Source organism: Labrys sp. Lb11 (genome assembly GCF_057554225.1).
This window is the reverse complement of record NZ_BAAJOT010000003.1, coordinates 107,058-122,406: the sequence shown is the minus strand read 5'-3', so window position 1 is coordinate 122,406 and position 15,349 is coordinate 107,058. Positions and strand designations below refer to the sequence as shown.

The 15,349-nt window shown below is 67.3% G+C and carries 13 protein-coding genes; 3 read left to right on the top strand and 10 right to left on the bottom strand.

Features of this window, described 5'->3' with window-relative positions:
• Positions 1–40: 40 nt before the first annotated feature.
• The 3 genes from AC27L4_RS10385 to AC27L4_RS10375 form a co-directional block, all read right to left on the bottom strand.
• A complete protein-coding gene (locus AC27L4_RS10385) occupies positions 41–1,222 on the bottom strand; it encodes a calcium-binding protein (RefSeq protein ID WP_487142048.1) in 1,182 nt (393 codons plus the stop codon).
• Positions 1,223–1,459: 237 nt separating this feature from the next.
• Entirely contained in the window at positions 1,460–1,855 is a 396-nt protein-coding gene (locus tag AC27L4_RS10380) for a type II toxin-antitoxin system VapC family toxin (protein ID WP_487142047.1), read from the bottom strand.
• On the bottom strand, positions 1,852–2,097 hold the full coding sequence (locus tag AC27L4_RS10375; protein WP_487142046.1) for an AbrB/MazE/SpoVT family DNA-binding domain-containing protein: 246 nt from the start codon (positions 2,095–2,097) through the stop codon (positions 1,852–1,854). Before AC27L4_RS10375 ends, AC27L4_RS10380 begins: the two co-directional genes overlap by 4 nt.
• Before the next feature lie 142 nt (positions 2,098–2,239).
• Between AC27L4_RS10375 and AC27L4_RS10370 the strand changes: the two genes are divergently transcribed.
• The 3 genes from AC27L4_RS10370 to AC27L4_RS10360 all read left to right on the top strand — a co-directional run bounded on the left by AC27L4_RS10370 (position 2,240) and on the right by AC27L4_RS10360 (position 5,222).
• Complete coding sequence (locus AC27L4_RS10370; RefSeq protein ID WP_487142045.1) at positions 2,240–3,622, top strand: S41 family peptidase; 1,383 nt, start codon at positions 2,240–2,242, stop codon at positions 3,620–3,622.
• Positions 3,623–3,738: 116 nt separating this feature from the next.
• Positions 3,739–4,509 (top strand): trans-aconitate 2-methyltransferase, encoded by a 771-nt coding sequence (tam, locus tag AC27L4_RS10365; RefSeq protein ID WP_487142044.1) that lies wholly within the window; start codon positions 3,739–3,741, stop codon positions 4,507–4,509.
• Positions 4,510–4,610: 101 nt separating this feature from the next.
• Positions 4,611–5,222: an MOSC domain-containing protein gene (locus tag AC27L4_RS10360; protein ID WP_487142043.1), complete on the top strand. Its 612-nt coding sequence runs from the start codon at positions 4,611–4,613 to the stop codon at positions 5,220–5,222.
• Between the two features lie 21 nt (positions 5,223–5,243).
• On the opposite strand, the gene AC27L4_RS10355 is transcribed toward AC27L4_RS10360, so the two are convergent.
• The 7 genes from AC27L4_RS10355 to AC27L4_RS10325 form a co-directional block, all read right to left on the bottom strand.
• Complete coding sequence (locus AC27L4_RS10355) at positions 5,244–6,872, bottom strand: FGGY-family carbohydrate kinase (RefSeq protein WP_487142042.1); 1,629 nt, start codon at positions 6,870–6,872, stop codon at positions 5,244–5,246.
• A 28-nt stretch (positions 6,873–6,900) separates the two neighbouring features.
• Positions 6,901–7,674, bottom strand: coding sequence for an ATP-binding cassette domain-containing protein (locus AC27L4_RS10350; protein WP_487142041.1), 774 nt, complete (start codon positions 7,672–7,674; stop codon positions 6,901–6,903).
• Positions 7,671–8,705 carry an ABC transporter permease gene (locus AC27L4_RS10345; protein ID WP_487142040.1) on the bottom strand — a complete coding sequence of 345 codons (1,035 nt, stop codon included), beginning with the start codon at positions 8,703–8,705 and terminating at the stop codon, positions 7,671–7,673. Before AC27L4_RS10345 ends, AC27L4_RS10350 begins: the two co-directional genes overlap by 4 nt.
• A gap of 139 nt (positions 8,706–8,844) precedes the next feature.
• Positions 8,845–9,801 (bottom strand): sugar ABC transporter substrate-binding protein, encoded by a 957-nt coding sequence (locus tag AC27L4_RS10340; RefSeq protein WP_487142039.1) that lies wholly within the window; start codon positions 9,799–9,801, stop codon positions 8,845–8,847.
• 108 nt (positions 9,802–9,909) lie between these two features.
• On the bottom strand, positions 9,910–11,184 hold the full coding sequence (locus AC27L4_RS10335; RefSeq protein WP_487142038.1) for an ROK family protein: 1,275 nt from the start codon (positions 11,182–11,184) through the stop codon (positions 9,910–9,912).
• Positions 11,185–11,214: 30 nt separating this feature from the next.
• Complete coding sequence (locus AC27L4_RS10330) at positions 11,215–12,519, bottom strand: McrC family protein (RefSeq protein WP_487142037.1); 1,305 nt, start codon at positions 12,517–12,519, stop codon at positions 11,215–11,217.
• A complete protein-coding gene (locus AC27L4_RS10325; RefSeq protein ID WP_487142036.1) occupies positions 12,516–15,155 on the bottom strand; it encodes an McrB family protein in 2,640 nt (879 codons plus the stop codon). Before AC27L4_RS10325 ends, AC27L4_RS10330 begins: the two co-directional genes overlap by 4 nt.
• Positions 15,156–15,349: the final 194 nt, after the last annotated feature.

The window sequence follows — 15,349 nt, the reverse complement described above, 5'->3', positions numbered from 1 at the left end:
GCCGCGTCGGGGGGCCGGCCGGCGTCGCGGCAGGCCGGCGCTACAGGTGGAACGCGCTTGCGTCGATCGTCGTCAGGCCGTTGATCTGGACGGAGAAGTCGGCGCGGCCGTCGCCGTCGACGTCACCATAGACATAGACGTTTCCACTCTGCGCCTTGTAGCGCAGTTCCCCGGCATGGTGCGAAAAGGCACTGGTGCCGATGAAGTGAAAAGCCTGGTTGCCGGCCGTGCCGGTGTCGGCGTCCATGTAGCGCAGCTCGATCCTGTCGCCATCGGCCTGGGCGAAATCGGCGATGGTGTCGCGGCCGGCAATGGCCGATGTGCTGTCGTTCGCCTTGAAGATGAAGAGGTCCGCGCCCGCCCCGCCGGTCAGGCGGTCGGCTCCCGCGTCTCCTTCCAGTCGGTCGTCGCCGTTCCCGCCGATGAGCGTGTCCTTGCCCTGGGATCCGACAAGCACGTCATTGCCGTCATCGCCGTAGAGCTTGCCGGAGCCCGTGATGGAATCCGCGCCGTCGCCGCCATGCAGGATGTTCTGCCCGTCGAGATCGAGGATCCTGTCATTGCCGCTGCCGCCTTGCACGGTATCGTTGCCGAGGCCGCCGAAGATCTCGTCGTCGCCCTCGTTGCCCCAGATCCGATCGTCTCCGTGCCCGCCCCAGATGACGTCATTGCCGCCATTGCCATAGAGGCTGTCGTTTCCGTAGCCGCCGGTGATCCGATCGTTCCCCGCATTGCCGACGATCTTGTCGTTGCCGCCGCCGCCATGCGCCTCGTGGCTGGTTCCGAGCCAGATCTGATCGTTGCCGTCGAGGCCGAAGATCCGGGGGCCCCGGCCGTAATAGGTGGCGCTTATGCCCGGGATCCAGTCCGTCGCGACGTAGCCGCCGCCTTGAAGCGTCGTGGCAAAGATATCGTAATACCCGCCGAACTCGTAATGCGCCTTGACGTATGCGACTCCATCGGTTGTCGCGGTGTACGACAGGTGGGATACGATGGCGACGTCGGATTGCGCGATCTTGTTGCCGTCGGAATCGTAGAGTTCGAGGTACGGATAGGATTCGGCCCCGACCACGCCGGTGTAGAAATCGTAGGTGCGGCCTGACGTCAGATCGAGGCGTATCCAGTCCGCCTCGGGAAAATCGCCGACGACGCCGGCCGTCCAACCCATGCTCTTTGTCGAGTCCCACTGGAACGACAGGGTCGCTTCAGGAATTTCCACCATCGTATTCTCTTCCAACATGCCTGGAGGATCGGGAGGCCCCGCCTGGCGGCATCGGCCCCGTGGTTCGGTCCATATGAACGGTCTCGACGGTCTTGAGGTCACCGCGCCGCCAGCGTGGCGTCGTGCGTGGTTATGCCGTGAGTCACGCAGGGGAAGATTGCATGCGCGGATCGTCCCGACAATCCGTTGCGTGGGGCCGGGCGGCCTCGCCTCGGCGCGCCGCGCGCATTCGTCGGGCTACGGCGTGATCAGCTCGACGCCGGGAAAGTGCACGGCATAGCGGCGGTCCCGCGTCAGGACCGGCAGGCCGGCGGTGAGGGCGCAGGCCCCGATCAGGAAATGCGGCAGCACGCCCGTATGGCGCCCGCCGGCCGCCCGGTAGCGCTTGAAGGCCTGGGCGGCGGCGTGCAGCGCCTCGTTGCTCATGGCCATGCGCTCGATGCTGAGCGCCTCCAGCGTCATCTCGACGTCGGCGGCATGGGCGAAGCCGATGGCGATCTCGCTGAAGGTCACGTCGACGACGGCGAGCGGCCCGATCTCCGAGCGCCGCGCCAGGTTGGTCTTGGACCAGTGGAACCAGATCGCGTCGCGAAAGAACAGGTCGACCAGGACGTCGCTGTCGACCAGCGTCATTCGTCGTCCCGGGTCAGGCGCAGGATCTCCTCGGCGCTCATGCTGGCGAAGAGGCCGCGCTTGCGCAGGTCGTCCAGGCTGCGCTCGATGCGCGCCAGCGCGTCGGTGCGGGTCTTCTCGATCACCACCGTGCCGAGCGCCGTCGCCCGGGCCTCGACATAGTCGCCGGGCCGGATGCCGGCCGCCTCGCGCACGGCCTTGGGCAGGGTGACCTGCCCCTTGACGGTTACCGCCGTCGCCATCGCCACCTCGTATTACTCGTCGCAAAAAGTAATACCGCAATCCGCGCCATCGCGAAAGCGTGACGGTGGAGGGCCGGAGGCCAATGGCGAGCGGCGTCGGCCGGCGCTACTATGCGAAGGGTCGTCTGCCGGGGCCTGCGCCATGCACCTGAATCGCCGGCAATGGATGCGGGGAGCTTCGGCCGCCCTGGCCTGGGCTGCGGTGCCCGGTTTCGGCATGGCACAGACCGCTGCGGGGGCTCGGCGCTCCGAGCTGACGGCCGATCAGATCCGGGCGGATCTGACCTATCTGCGGACGCAGTGGGCGCCGCTCGACCGCAGCTTCGATGCACAGCAGCGCGTGCTCTTCGACCGGGCGGTCGCCGAGGCCATGGCCGGGGCGGGGACGATGTCGGCCGCCGATCTGGCCCTGGCCGTGATGCGGGCGGCCGCCATCCCGCGCAACGGCCACACCGCGGCGATGGTCGGCCGCCTCCTCGGCGACCTGCCGATCCGGACATGGTGGTTCGCCGACGGGCTCCACATCGTCCGCGCAGAACCGCAATTGCCGTCTCTGCTGGGCGCGCGCATCGACCGGCTCGGCCCCCTGGCGGCGGAGGAGGCCCTCTCCCGGGTGGCGCCCTACGTGTCCGGCACCGACCAGCGGATACGGTGCCTCGGCGCCGCCTATCTCACCGGCCCGGCGATGTTGCGACGCATCGGGGCCATGCCGCAGGCGGGCGACCTCACCTTGACGCTGCGCCTGCGCGACGGCCGCGACAGCGTGGTCCGGCTCGGGCCGGCGACCCGCCCGGATCCCGGCGACGCCCATCTGCCGTTCGCCAGCGCCTGGTCGGTGCTCATGCCCGACGACAAGGCCTTGCCCGGCCGCTGGCTGCATGTCCTCGACGGGCTGGCCGATCTCCCTCTGGCCTATGCCCGGCCGCGGGATCTGTCGACGCAGTGGCTGGGCGACAGCGGCAAGCTGCTCTACATCCGCAGCAACAGCCTGGTCGGCCGCGAGCCGGAGGCGTTGGACAGGGAGCTGCTGTTCGGCGTGCTCGAGCGGCAGGTGGCGCCGAAGCCGCCGCAATGCGTCCTGCTCGACCTGCGCTTCAACAATGGCGGCAATCTCTTCGAGACGCTGCTCTTCGCCGAGGCGCTGCCCAAGCTGATGCCGCAGGGGCGCATCGCCGTGCTGATCGGGCGCGGGACCTTCTCCGCCGCCATCGCGACCGCGGCGGTGCTGAAGGCGGCAGGCCCGGGCACGGTGGTGTTCATCGGCGAGCCCATGGGCGACGACGGACATTTCTGGGCCGAAACCAGGACCAGGACGCTGCCCAATTCCGGCATCGTCGCCACATACAGCACCCGCTACGAGGACTATCAGGACGGATGCCGCAACCTTGCGGCCTGCTACTGGGCCAGCGTCGCCTTCGGGCCGCGCGGCATCTCGCTGATGCCCGACATCCGCGTCGACACGACCTTTTCCGATTATGCGGCGGGGCGAGACCCCGTGTTCGACAGGGCCCTGTCCCTGGCGTGACAGTGTCGGTCGGTGGGCGTGCGTCCTCTTGCCCCTCGAAGGCGGGGAGCGACTCGGTCACATTCGCGGCGACCGCCGCATGCCGGAGCGGCGCGGACCGAGCGAACGAGGTCGTCATGGCTGACTGGAACGCCTCCCTGTATCTGCGCTTCGCGGATGAGCGCACGCGTCCGGCGCGCGAACTGCTGGCCCGGGTGCCGCTGGAGACGGCGGCGCAGGCCGTCGACCTCGGCTGCGGTCCGGGCAATTCGACCGAACTCCTGGCCGAGCGCTGGCCCGGTGCGGCGCTGACCGGCCTCGACACGTCGGACGACATGCTGGCGAATGCCGTGAAGCGGCTTCCGACCGCCCGTTTCGTCAAGGCCGATGTGGCGACATGGCAGGCCGAGGCGCCGGTGGACGTGATCTTCGCCAATGCGGTGCTGCAATGGGTCGGCGGCCATGACGGCCTGTTCCCGCGGCTGATGGCGCAGCTCAGGCCCGGCGGCGTTCTCGCCGTGCAGATGCCGGACAACCTCGAGGAGCCCAGCCATCGCGCCATGCGGGCGACCGCGGCGGACGGGCCGTGGGCCGCCAAGCTCGGCGATGCCGCCGCGATCCGCGAGCGCATCCTGCCGGCCTCCGGCTATTACGACCTGCTGGCGTCGCGGGCCGCGTCGGTCGACATCTGGCGCACCACCTATCATCATCCGCTGGCCGGCACGGCCGCGATCGTCGACTGGCTGCGGGCGACCGGGCTGAGGCCCTTCCTCGACCCGCTCGACGAGGAGGAGCGCCGGGGCTTCCTCGCCGCCTACCAGGCCAGGCTGGCGGAGGCCTATCCCGTGCGCGCCGACGGCAAGGTCCTGCTGGCCTTTCCGCGGCTGTTCATTGTCGCCCGACGCTGAGCGGGGAACCGCCCGTCGGCGCTCGCCGCGGGGTCATCGGCGTTTTGCGATGGCGAACCGGTGCGGCGTGAGGCATGGTCCGCACCGAACAGGAGCAAGCCATGGCTGACGAGGGCAAGCGGGTCGAGGCTGCGGTTGCGATCATCCCGGTGATCAAGCGCACGGCGCTGGCCGCGTCGCTGGCGGTCGGGCAGGGCGAGGAGATCGCGACGCTGCGGGTCGAGACGATCGACCTGACGCTGGAGGGCATTCCGGGCGACCGCCATGCCGGCTTCTCCCGCCCGGCCGATGTGCGCGTGCCGTGGTTCAAGCGCGGCGACCCGATCCGCAACGAACGCCAGCTTTCCATCGTCTCGGTCGAGGAACTGGCCGAGATCGCCGCGGCGCTCGGCGTCGCCGTGATCGAGCCGGAATGGATCGGGGCGAACCTCGCCGTCTCCGGTCTGCCGGCCTTCTCGATGATCCCGCGCGGCACGCGGCTGTTCTTCCCCTCCGGCGCCGCGCTGGCGGTCACCGACCAGAACGCGCCGTGCCGCATCGCCGGCGGCGAGATCGCCCGCCGGCTGCCGGACGAGGCGCGGATCGATTTCCGCTTCGTCGAGGTGTCGAAGCGCCTGCGCGGCGTGGTCGCCACCGTCGACCGCGCCGGCCGGATCGCGGCCGGCGACCCGATCCATGTCCGCGTGCCGGAGCAGTGGGTCTGGAAGGGGTAGGCGCCGCGGGCCTCGCCGGCGCTACGATCCGGGGACGCGCGACAGCTCGATGTCACGGATCGCCACCAGGCTCCGGCGAAGCGCTTCGTTGTTCGACAGATCCTCGTAGATGCCGAACAGCCGGGAATAGGTCGTGGCATTGGCGGCGTCGGCCTCGACGGTCGCGAAGCGGGCCGCGCCGTATGTCCTGCTGCCTTCGGCGAAGCCTGCGACCAAACCGGCCGCAACCGCGCCGTGGATGGCCGCGCCGGTGGAGGTGGGGTTGTCGATCTCCGCCAGCAGCACCGGACGGCCCAGCACGTCGGCCATGATCTGCACCAGGAGCGGGTTCTTCGCCGCCAGCCCGCTGGTGAGCACGACGCGCTTCACCGGCAGGCCGCCTTTTTCGAAACGCTCGACGATGCTGCGCGCGCCGAAGCAGATCGACTCGATCATCGCCCTGTAGACCTGCGCCGGAGCGGTCTGCATGGTCAACCCGGCCAGCACGCCGCTCAGGCGGGAGTCCGCCCACGGCACCCGGTTGCCGCTCCACCAGTCGAGGGCGACCAGCCCCGCCTGCCCGGGCGCGATGCGGCTCGCCTGCTCGCCGAGCAGGCGATAGCCCTCGGCCTCGTCGCCGCCGGGGCGGAAGTTGCGCACGAACCACGCCAGCGAGTCGCCAAAGCCGGCCTGTCCCGCCTCGTAGCACCACAGGCCGGCGATCGAGCCGTCGCGGGCGACTCCCTCGATGCCGGGCGGCAGCGGCCGGAACGTTTCGGACAGGTAGAGGTAGACCGCGGATGTGCCGAGCGCGGCCACCAGGGTTCCGTCCGAGATGCCGCCGACCGCCGGCAGCACCACGTGGGAATCGATGATCGCGACCGCGACTTTCGCCGGCCCGGCAATTCCCGTGCGTGACCGCCATTCCTCGCTCAACGCGCCCGCCGCCGTGCCGGCGGGGGCGGGGGCGGCGAGCCGGGTTTCCAGGCCCGGCACGAGGCCGACGGGATAGCCTGCGCCGGGCAGGTATTGGGCCTTGTAGGTCGCGAAGCCGAGGCTGCGGACCTCATGCCCGATCAATTGGCTGACCAGCCAGTCGCCGGCCTCGATGAATCGGGCCGTCTTCGACCAGATATCGGGGGCCTCTTCGGCGAGCTGGGCCGCCTTTGCCAGCAGCCATTCACCTGAGACCTTGCCGCCGAAATTGTCGAGGAAGGCGCCGCCCGCAGCGTTGATGCGATCGGCCTGCGGCTGGGCGGCCGCGTGCTTCCACAATTTCACATAGGCGTGCGGCTCATGCGGGAAATGCCGGGACAGCGGGGTCCCGTCCCTGTCCGCCGGCAGGGGCGTGCTGGCGGTGAAGCCGATGCCGATGCCCTCGACCGTGCGGCCCCGGCCGAGCCGGCCGAGGATGTCCTGCGCCGCCTCGATATAGTCGGCCGCGTCCTGGAGCGCCCATCCGCGCGGCAGCGCCTCGCCGCCGGGCAGGCGGGCGGTCATGACGCCATGGCGATAGGCATGCGTGTGATCGGCAAGCTGGGCGCCGGTGTCGGCGTCGATCAGGACGCCGCGCGCCGATTCCGTGCCGTAGTCCAGGCCGATGATGGTGCGGGGGGGGCGGTCGGCCGTCCGGCCGGCGCCCTCGTCACGGCGTGGTTCACGATCCGACACGGGGAGCCCCTTCCGAAAATGCGCCGGATCAGCCGGCCGCCGATTGGGCGCCGGCGTCGGCGCCCATGATCATGGCGATGAGTTGTGGCACGCTGGCGCGTTCGGGGACCAACGAGCCGGCGACACGGCCTTGCCGCAAGACGACCGCGCGGTCGGCCACCTGCATCACATGGTCCATGTTATGGCTGATCAGGATGACCGAGACGCCGCGTTGCGGCAGCGACTTGATGAGCTTCAGCACCTGGCCGGACTCGCGCACGCCGAGCGCCGCGGTCGGCTCATCAAGGATGACGACCTTGCTGGCGAAGGCAACCGCGCGGGCGACCGCCACCGCCTGCCTCTGGCCGCCCGACATCAATCCGATCTCCTGCCTGGGATTGAGCGCCTTGATGCCCAGGTCCTTCGTCGCCTCGACCCACTGCTCGGCCTCGCGCCGCGGGTTGAGGAAGCCGAGCGGGCCCAGCCAGCGCGGCCGCGTGCGCTCGCGCCCGATCAGGAAATTCGACGCCACGTCGAGATTGTCCAGCACCGCGAGGCTCTGGTAGACGGTCTCGATGCCGGCCCGGCGCGCGTCCCCCGGCGAATGCAGCACCAGCGGCCTGCCTTCCAGCAGCACCTCGCCCTCGTCCAGGCGCATGACGCCGCTGATGGCGCGCACCAGGCTGGTCTTGCCCGCGCCGTTGTCGCCCAGCAGCGCCAGGATCTCGCCGCGGTGGAGTTGCAGGTCGACGCCGCCCAGCGCCGTCACGAAGCCGAAGGACTTGCGGGCGCCGCGCACTTCCAGGATCACGTCCCGCGTCATCGCAGCGACCTCGCGGCAAGGGCCCGCAGCCGGTTTTCCAGATAGCGGCGGAGCACGTCCAGCTCCAGCGCCAGCAGGATCGATGCGCCGATGGCGATGGCTTCCCAGAAGGGCGAGACGCTCATCAGGTTCAATCCGTTGCGGATGACGCCGATGATCAGCGCTCCCACCAGCGCGTTGGCGATGTGGCCCCTGCCGCCGAACAGGCTGGCGCCGCCGATGATGACGGCGGTGACGGCATCCAGCTCCATGCCCACCCCGGCCAGCGGCGAGGCCGCATCCGTGCGGCCGGCGTAGAGAAGCCCGGCGAAGCCGGCCATGGCGCCGCAGATGACGTAGCAGCTGATGATCACCCGGTCGCGCGGGACGCCCAGCCAGCCGGCGACATCCGGGTTGCCGCCCACGGCGTAGATCCAGCGGCCCCACAGCGTGCGCATGGTGAACACTGCCAGCCCGACCGTCAGCAGGCCGACGAGGAGCGCGGGGACGGGGATGCCGAGCACGAAGCCGCTGCCCGCGGCGCCGACGACAGGCGCCATGCCGATATGCTCGGTGCCGCCGCTCAGGAGCAGCGCCATGCCGCGGCCGATCCCCAGCGTGGCGACGGTGACGATCAGCGGCTGCGGGATGCCACCCTTGACGATCATGAAGCCATTGAAGGCGCCGAAGAGAGCGCCGACGCCTATGAAGGTGGCGACGTGCAGCAAGCCGCTGTCATGGCCGGCCTGCATCAGCAGGCCGGAGACGACGACGGTGAGGCCGAGCACGCTGCCCACCGACACGTCGACGCCGCGCACCACGATGACGAGGAGCTGGCCGAGGGCGAGCGCCGCCACCATCGCCGTCTGCGTGCACAGGTTCTGGAGGTTGCGCACGGTGAGGAAATATTCGTTCAGCAGCGTCATGGCGACGACCAGCGCCAGCAGGATGAACAGCGGGCCGGTGCGCAGCAGCTTGAGGCCGAAGTCGATCGCAAACGGGACGGGACTGTCCTTGCGGTCGGCGGCCTGTGGGGAGGTCGTGTCGGTCATCGCGCTCCAAACCATGTCTGGTCACACACAGGAGGGCATCGCCGGGAAACAAATGCTCCGGTTGTCGATTGGCGAAGACCTCTCAGCCCGTCATGGCCGGGCTTGCCCCCATAGACGCCAAGATAAGCGCCGCGCGGGATCACTGCGCCAGCGACGCCTTCAGGTCCGCGGCATATTTGCCGGCGTTCTCGGGCGTCAGCGGCGTGGCGACCGGCACGACCGTCTTCGGCTCGACCTTCTCGCCCTTCGCCACCTTGACCGCCGTGTCGACCGCGTAGGAGCCGATGGCCTCGAAGGGATAGGGCACGGTGAACTTCCAGCTGGTTCCGGCCGCGACGGCGTCCGCCCCGTAGAGCTGGCCGCCGATGGAGCCCATCGGCACGCTGCTGCCGGCCGCCTTCAGGGCCTGGAGGGAGCCCTGCGCCGACACATCGAAGACGTTGAACAGGCCGCCGAGGTCCGGCGTCGCCGTCAGCATGTTCTCGGTGATGGTGCGGGCATTGGCCGGGTCGCACTTGGCGTCCGCGTCCATGACGACGTTGTACGCCATCGCGGCGGTCGCCTTCTTGAAGCCGTCGATGAAGGCGTCCGTGTCGGGATTGCCGAGCAGGCAGCGGATGATGCCGATCTTGGCGCCCTTCGGCACGATGCCGGCGAACAATTCGCCGGCTTTTCCGGAGGCGCCGGGAATGTCGTAGAGCACGTCCGACGCGTGGTCCTTGAGCTGGGGAAGGCCGGTGTCGAAGCCCACCACCTTGATGCCGGCGGCCTGGGCCTTCTCCAGCGCGGGATAGAGCTGGGCGGCCGCGCCGCCGTGGTTGATGGCGATGACGTTGTAGCCCTCGGTCATCGCCTTCTCGATGGCGGTGATGAAGTAATTGGCGTTGGTGCGATCCGGCCCGGCGACGATGTTGATCGTCACGTCGGGATATTTCTTTGCCTCCGCCTCGGAAGCCTTGTGCATGCGGACGAAGGACTGATCGCCCAGATAGGGATAGATCACCAGCACTTTGGGCTTGTCGGCAGCGCTTGCCGACAGGGCATAGACGATCGCCGCGCCGGCTAGACCCAGCCGGCCCAAATACGTTCCAACCATGGCAGTTCCTCCCGAGCGGTCGCTCCGGCGAGCCGGCCGGGCAACTGCCGCGAGGCTAGCAAAACCCTCCATGGCGGGAAAGTTTTTTGTCTAAGTTCAGACAAAAATTCAGATGGGCAGCTTCTCCTCGGAGCGGGACATGGGGCGAGTCGGCCGCCGCGACGCGCTTCGCGCCGCCCGCCCGGCCAGCCTCTGGACGGTCGCCTCGACGCGCGCGTGGGAAAATTCCATCTCGCGCACCAGCAGGGACGCCCCGATCAGGCCGAGCTGGGGCGTATGATCCACCTGAACGATGCGCAATTCGGCATTCGCGATCGGCAAGGTCCTCTGGAACACGGCCGCGCGCAGGCCCGAAAGCAGAAAGTCCCCGGCGCCGGCCAGCGTTCCGCCCACCGCGATGGTGTCCGGATTGAGGATGCTGACGGCATCGGCGATGACTTCGCCCAGCACTTCGCCGGCGGCGACGACGCCTCGGATCGCCTCGGGTTCGGCCGACCTGACCAGGTCCAGAACGTCCGCGGCATTGCGCGCGGAGAACCCTGCCGCCCGCAAGTCCCGCGCGATGGCCCAGCCGCTGGCCCTCGCTTCGACACAGCCGATCTTGCCGCACCGGCACCGATGCAGCGGCGGAGAGCCGAACTGGATATGGCCGATGTCGCCGGCGACGCCCTTGTGGCCGCGATACAGGACGCCATGCGAAAGAATGCCGCTGCCGATGCCGGTGCCGGCCTTCACGAACAGGAAATGGTCGGAATCACGCCCGGAGCGGCGCTGCTCCGCGAGCGTGAGCAGGTTGACGTCGTTTTCCACGTAAGCCGGCACGCCGAGGCGGTCGGCGAGCCAGTCCCGCAGCGGCAATCCCTCCCAGTGACGGATGACCGATGGGCCGGCCGCCGTGCCGGCCGCGAAATCCACCGGCGCAGGCAGCCCCACGCAGGCCCCCAGCACCTTGGAGGCGTCCAGGCCCGCATGGGCGACCATGGCTTCGAAGGCGCTCGCGATCCGTTCCAGCGCGGAGTAGGGGCCGGCCTCGACGTCGTGCTCCACCACCTGTTCCCGCAACAGCCGTGGCTCCAGGTCGGTGATCGCGATGTGGATGAAGGTTTCGCCCACATCCGCCGCCAGGATCGTCGCGCACGCCGCGTCCAGGCCGATCAGCGCGGCGGGCCGCCCTCGGCCGGTGGCGGCAGGCGTGGTTTCCAGCAGGATGCCGGCGCGGAACAGCTTGTCGAGCCGATCCACGACCGTGGCGCGGGCAAGGCCGGACGACGACAGGATCGCGCGCCGCGAAAGCGCGCCCCTCGCCGCGACCTCGGCGACGATTGCACCGGCGCCCGCCGGCACGCGGACCCTTTCCTCGCTGTTGCGCCGGCCTGGCTGCATGTGTCGTCGCTCCGCCATCGGTGGCGCGATTTATGCGTCAGGGGCAGCGTGCTTGCCAGACGAATATGCACGAGCCAAGCGTTCTTTGATTTCCTTGTTGCTCCGCGAAATATCGACTGAAAATATCTCCAGGCGATCTTGGCTTGATTTGACGGCGTAATCATGGATCAGCCCGTCATCACGTCGGAGCATATGGTGATGCGGATAAAGCAAGGTGAGCTTGTTGCATTGATAGAGACGGCCATATGCCATCATCTGATAGACGTCGGCTTGTGAGACGCCCTGCTTCGGATCGTCGATCCGTGCGGCGATGCGCTTCCACTTGGTGTCGATCACCCGCACCACGGCGTCGTCGCGTTTCACCAGAATATCCGGCCGTGTCCGAAAGATGCCGCGGTTGTCCGCGCTTTCGAGGCAATAGAGCCGCCCGCCTTGGCTTACGACGCGCAGGTCGGTATCTGCCAGCGCAAGCTTCAGCATCCGTGCGACATATTCCTCGAACAGCGTGTTCATCTCGAACAGCAGCGAAAAACCATTACTGCCACCGGCCGACGTGGTCTGGAACCGTTCGCCGAGCAGCAGGCGCACGAGGTCGAGCAACTCGCGCCAGCGGCTATTGGTGCGGTCCAGAACGACTGCGTCCCACCGCAGCGCCGAAACGGGCGCGTCGGCGATATCGGCATAGGCGAACGCCAGTTCGCGAAGCCGCCGCTGATTGTCCATGGTGCGCGCGATGCGGGAGAGCCGCATGACCGCCGCCTTCATGATCCGGTTCAGCGCGATGTCCTGGGTCAGGGCATCGTAGCGGCAGGCCAGCCGGGACGGCTCGACGGCGAGAGCGGTGAATTGCCGCGTCACGTTCAGCCGGCCCCGAAGCGTCGGCAGATCGTCGGAATGCTCGACGTAACGGCGGGGCATGCCCTGCCGCACGGCGTCGACCAGCTTCTCGGAAAACAGGCGGATCAAGATTTCGAGCAGCGTCTCGCGCTGCCAGTCAAGCGCGGTGATCTGCCCGGCGTCGATCTTGAGGTCGAGCGCGACGGCGAGCATATGGACGAGGCGGCGGCGGATGCCCTCCGTCGCCCGAGCGCTGTCCTCGCCGGGAATGTCGATCTTCGGCAGGATTTCGAGTGCGCAACCGTCGGCAGCGATGACGCCGACGACACCACGTGCGCGAAGTCCCTTGCGGCCGTGCTCGATAACCCCGCCGCCGCGTCCGGCAAGCGGCGACGCCGCCGCGACCGCAGCAATGCGGTCGGCTGCATGCGCCGGGATTTCGTCCGCCGCATCGCCGTAACGGATCGTCTCCCATTCGAGGATCGTGCGGCCGATCACGCTGCGAAGCCGTCGTAGGAGAAGGTGTCGCGGACGCTCCAGCGATAGCGTGGCGTGGCATCTTCATTGCCGCCCATGCCCTTGGGCGCCCTGAGACGGCGGCGGACGATGAAGCAACCCTCACGATCTCCCTCGCCGTCGTCCCCGTCGCCCAACACGGCTGCGACTTTCGCCCACTCCTCGTAGAAATACTCGGCGAGCAGCGGGATCACCTTGTGCCGCATCACCTCGTCCACGTCGCTCCGGGTTTCGCAGCGGATAAAATAGGCATGGCCGATCTGATGCTCGCGATCGAAGAGATACTCGATCCGCTCGTTGAGGGTGGTGAGCAGCGCGGCGAGATTGATCCCATCGACCGTCCCTAGCAGCGATGCATCCGGCATCAACTCGCGAAACTCGAACCGGCGACGAAGCGCAGTGTCGAGCAGCGCGATAGAGCGGTCGGCCGTGTTCATGGTGCCGATGATGTGGAGGTTGGCAGGTATGCCGAACCGCGCGTTGCTGTACGGCAGGGTGAGCCGCATGCCCTCGTCCATGCCGAGGCGCTTGTCCGGCTCGATCAGCGTGATGAGCTCGCCGAACACCTTGGAGATGTTGGCGCGATTGATCTCGTCGATGACGAGGACATGCTCCTCGGCGCTGATCTCAGCTGCCTCCGTCATCTGCCGCAGTATCCCCGGCTCCGCCTTGAGGGTGAAGCCGACACCGTCCGCAAGCGGCTGTGGGCGCAGGCCCTCGACGAAGTCCTCATATGCGTAATTCTGATGGAAGGTGACGAAGCCGATCTGTCCCTGGCCTTTCAATTCTTCGTAGGCTTGGCGCAGTTCCCGCCGCCGCGTCGGATCGTTCAGCAGCGGATCGTCGTCGGCCAAACCGCGACATAGCCGCACCGCCTCGGCCATCGTACGGTAGGTCTTGCCCGTTCCGGGAGGGCCATAGAGGATCAGGTTGAGCGGCGAGCGCTTCACCGGGTCGGGCGGAGATGCCTCATCCGCCGGCAGGCCGCCCCAATGCGACAGGTTCTGCAGAAACCACGCATAGTCCTGGGCTTCGCCATGGAATGCGAAGCGGATCAGCCGCTGCGCCATCTCGTTGGTGGGGTACACCTCCCAGATCGCTGGCTGGTAGGTGTAATGATACCACTCGCGGGATTTGAAGCCCGACTCCCAGTCAACCGATATCCGCTCCCCATCACCGGCATTTGCCGTGATCGTGCCGATCGCTTTGATCGACATCACCGATACCGAGCGACCGTGATTATCGAACGGCAAGCCATTCTTGCGCACATAGGTCGCCTTGATCGCGATCCGCTCGCCTGGCTGCATCCGCCGCACTTGTTCGCGATGCCGGTCGCTGGGACTGCTGATCTCCCAGATACCCTCGGCGATGAAGCGATCGAACTGATCGCTTGTACGACCGAAGGACGCGCCTACGAGCCAGTAAGGCCCGTTTTCCAAAACCTGGTCTTCCTCCGCGGTAGGCTGCGATTCCGTGGTTGCAGCGCCTTCTTCGCCATCCCTCTTGTCCTCAAGCGCAACCCAGACGAAGCCCTGCACGTCGAACAGATCGGCGGGGTCCCAGCCGACTTCGCCTGCAAACAGCGCGAATAGTGCGCGCATGAGCTGAAGGAATTCGTCAAGATCAGCCAGCGTGAAATCGTTGTGCTCGAAGAGCTTACGGCCGAAGAGGCGCTGGCCCATCGCCTCGATCCTGCTGATCTTGAACCAGCTCGCAGCCTCAGGGTGGAGGGTACCGACCACGCTGATGGCGATTGCCAGCACCTCTCCGCGCCGGAGGCCGACGAGGCCATCCGCCTTCAATTGCTCGAGTGCTCTAGCGCCATCGGCGATCGTGACGAGCGGGTCTTCGTCGCTGCGCGCCATTCGCGCGACGGCCTCATAGAACCGGTCGCGCAAGCTTGTGTCGGCCCTCTGCACCTCCTCGAGTGTGCGCCAACTGAGCGGTCCTCCCTGCCCCTCTACGCTGAGCGCGCGATAGATCTGCTCGCCGGCTGTACGATCATCGGCAGGCGACTCCGCGATGGCGCGGACCTTGTCGATCACTCGATCCTTGTAGCGGCGCTCGACGGTCCAATAATCTCCATCCTGGCGGCGGAAATCCTCAAACCCCGCCATTCGGGCAAGAAAGGTATCGCGCAGGATATTGAAGGCGGGCCAGTCGATGACAACGAAGCCGAGGGCATCGAGCGCGGCCTTGCACTGCGCGCCGCCCGGAAGCGCGTCGCTTCCGACATGGCCCAGCGCATCGCGAACGATCGCCTTGCTGGGATAACGCTTGCCGCGATGGAGCAGCCAGAATTTCTTCGGATTGCCGAGCCCCTCATGCCTGGCGATGAAGGCCTCGATCGAGCCGGCGGCCTCGCAGCGATCAATTGCCGCGAGAATGTCAGGTGGAGTCAAGCCGAGAGAAACACTTGAAGAGGTATTATTATCCTCCAAAAATCTCTTGTAGTATCGCAGACTCGTCGGCAGATGGCGACGTTCGCCATCATTGCCCAATCCCTCTGGAATTCCTTCCCCGGATTTAAGGATTGCTTCGACCTTGTCGAATTCACCGCGGCGGCATAGCTCATCGAGCTCACCGAAATGCCTCTCGATTTTTCTGACCTTGCTCATCTGGGTGTTGCTAGTGTTCACAGAGTAGCCCTGTGATTGAAACCACGCTTTGAATTCAGCTTCTCTCACGCGATCGAATCCTGCGAAATCCCCTGCGTCATTTAGGATGAAATGGCTCTTTCTGCCAATGGTTGCTGTTGCGCCAGTAGTATTTTACCTGCTCGCCAATGACATGCCGTTTGCAGCTGTGCCAA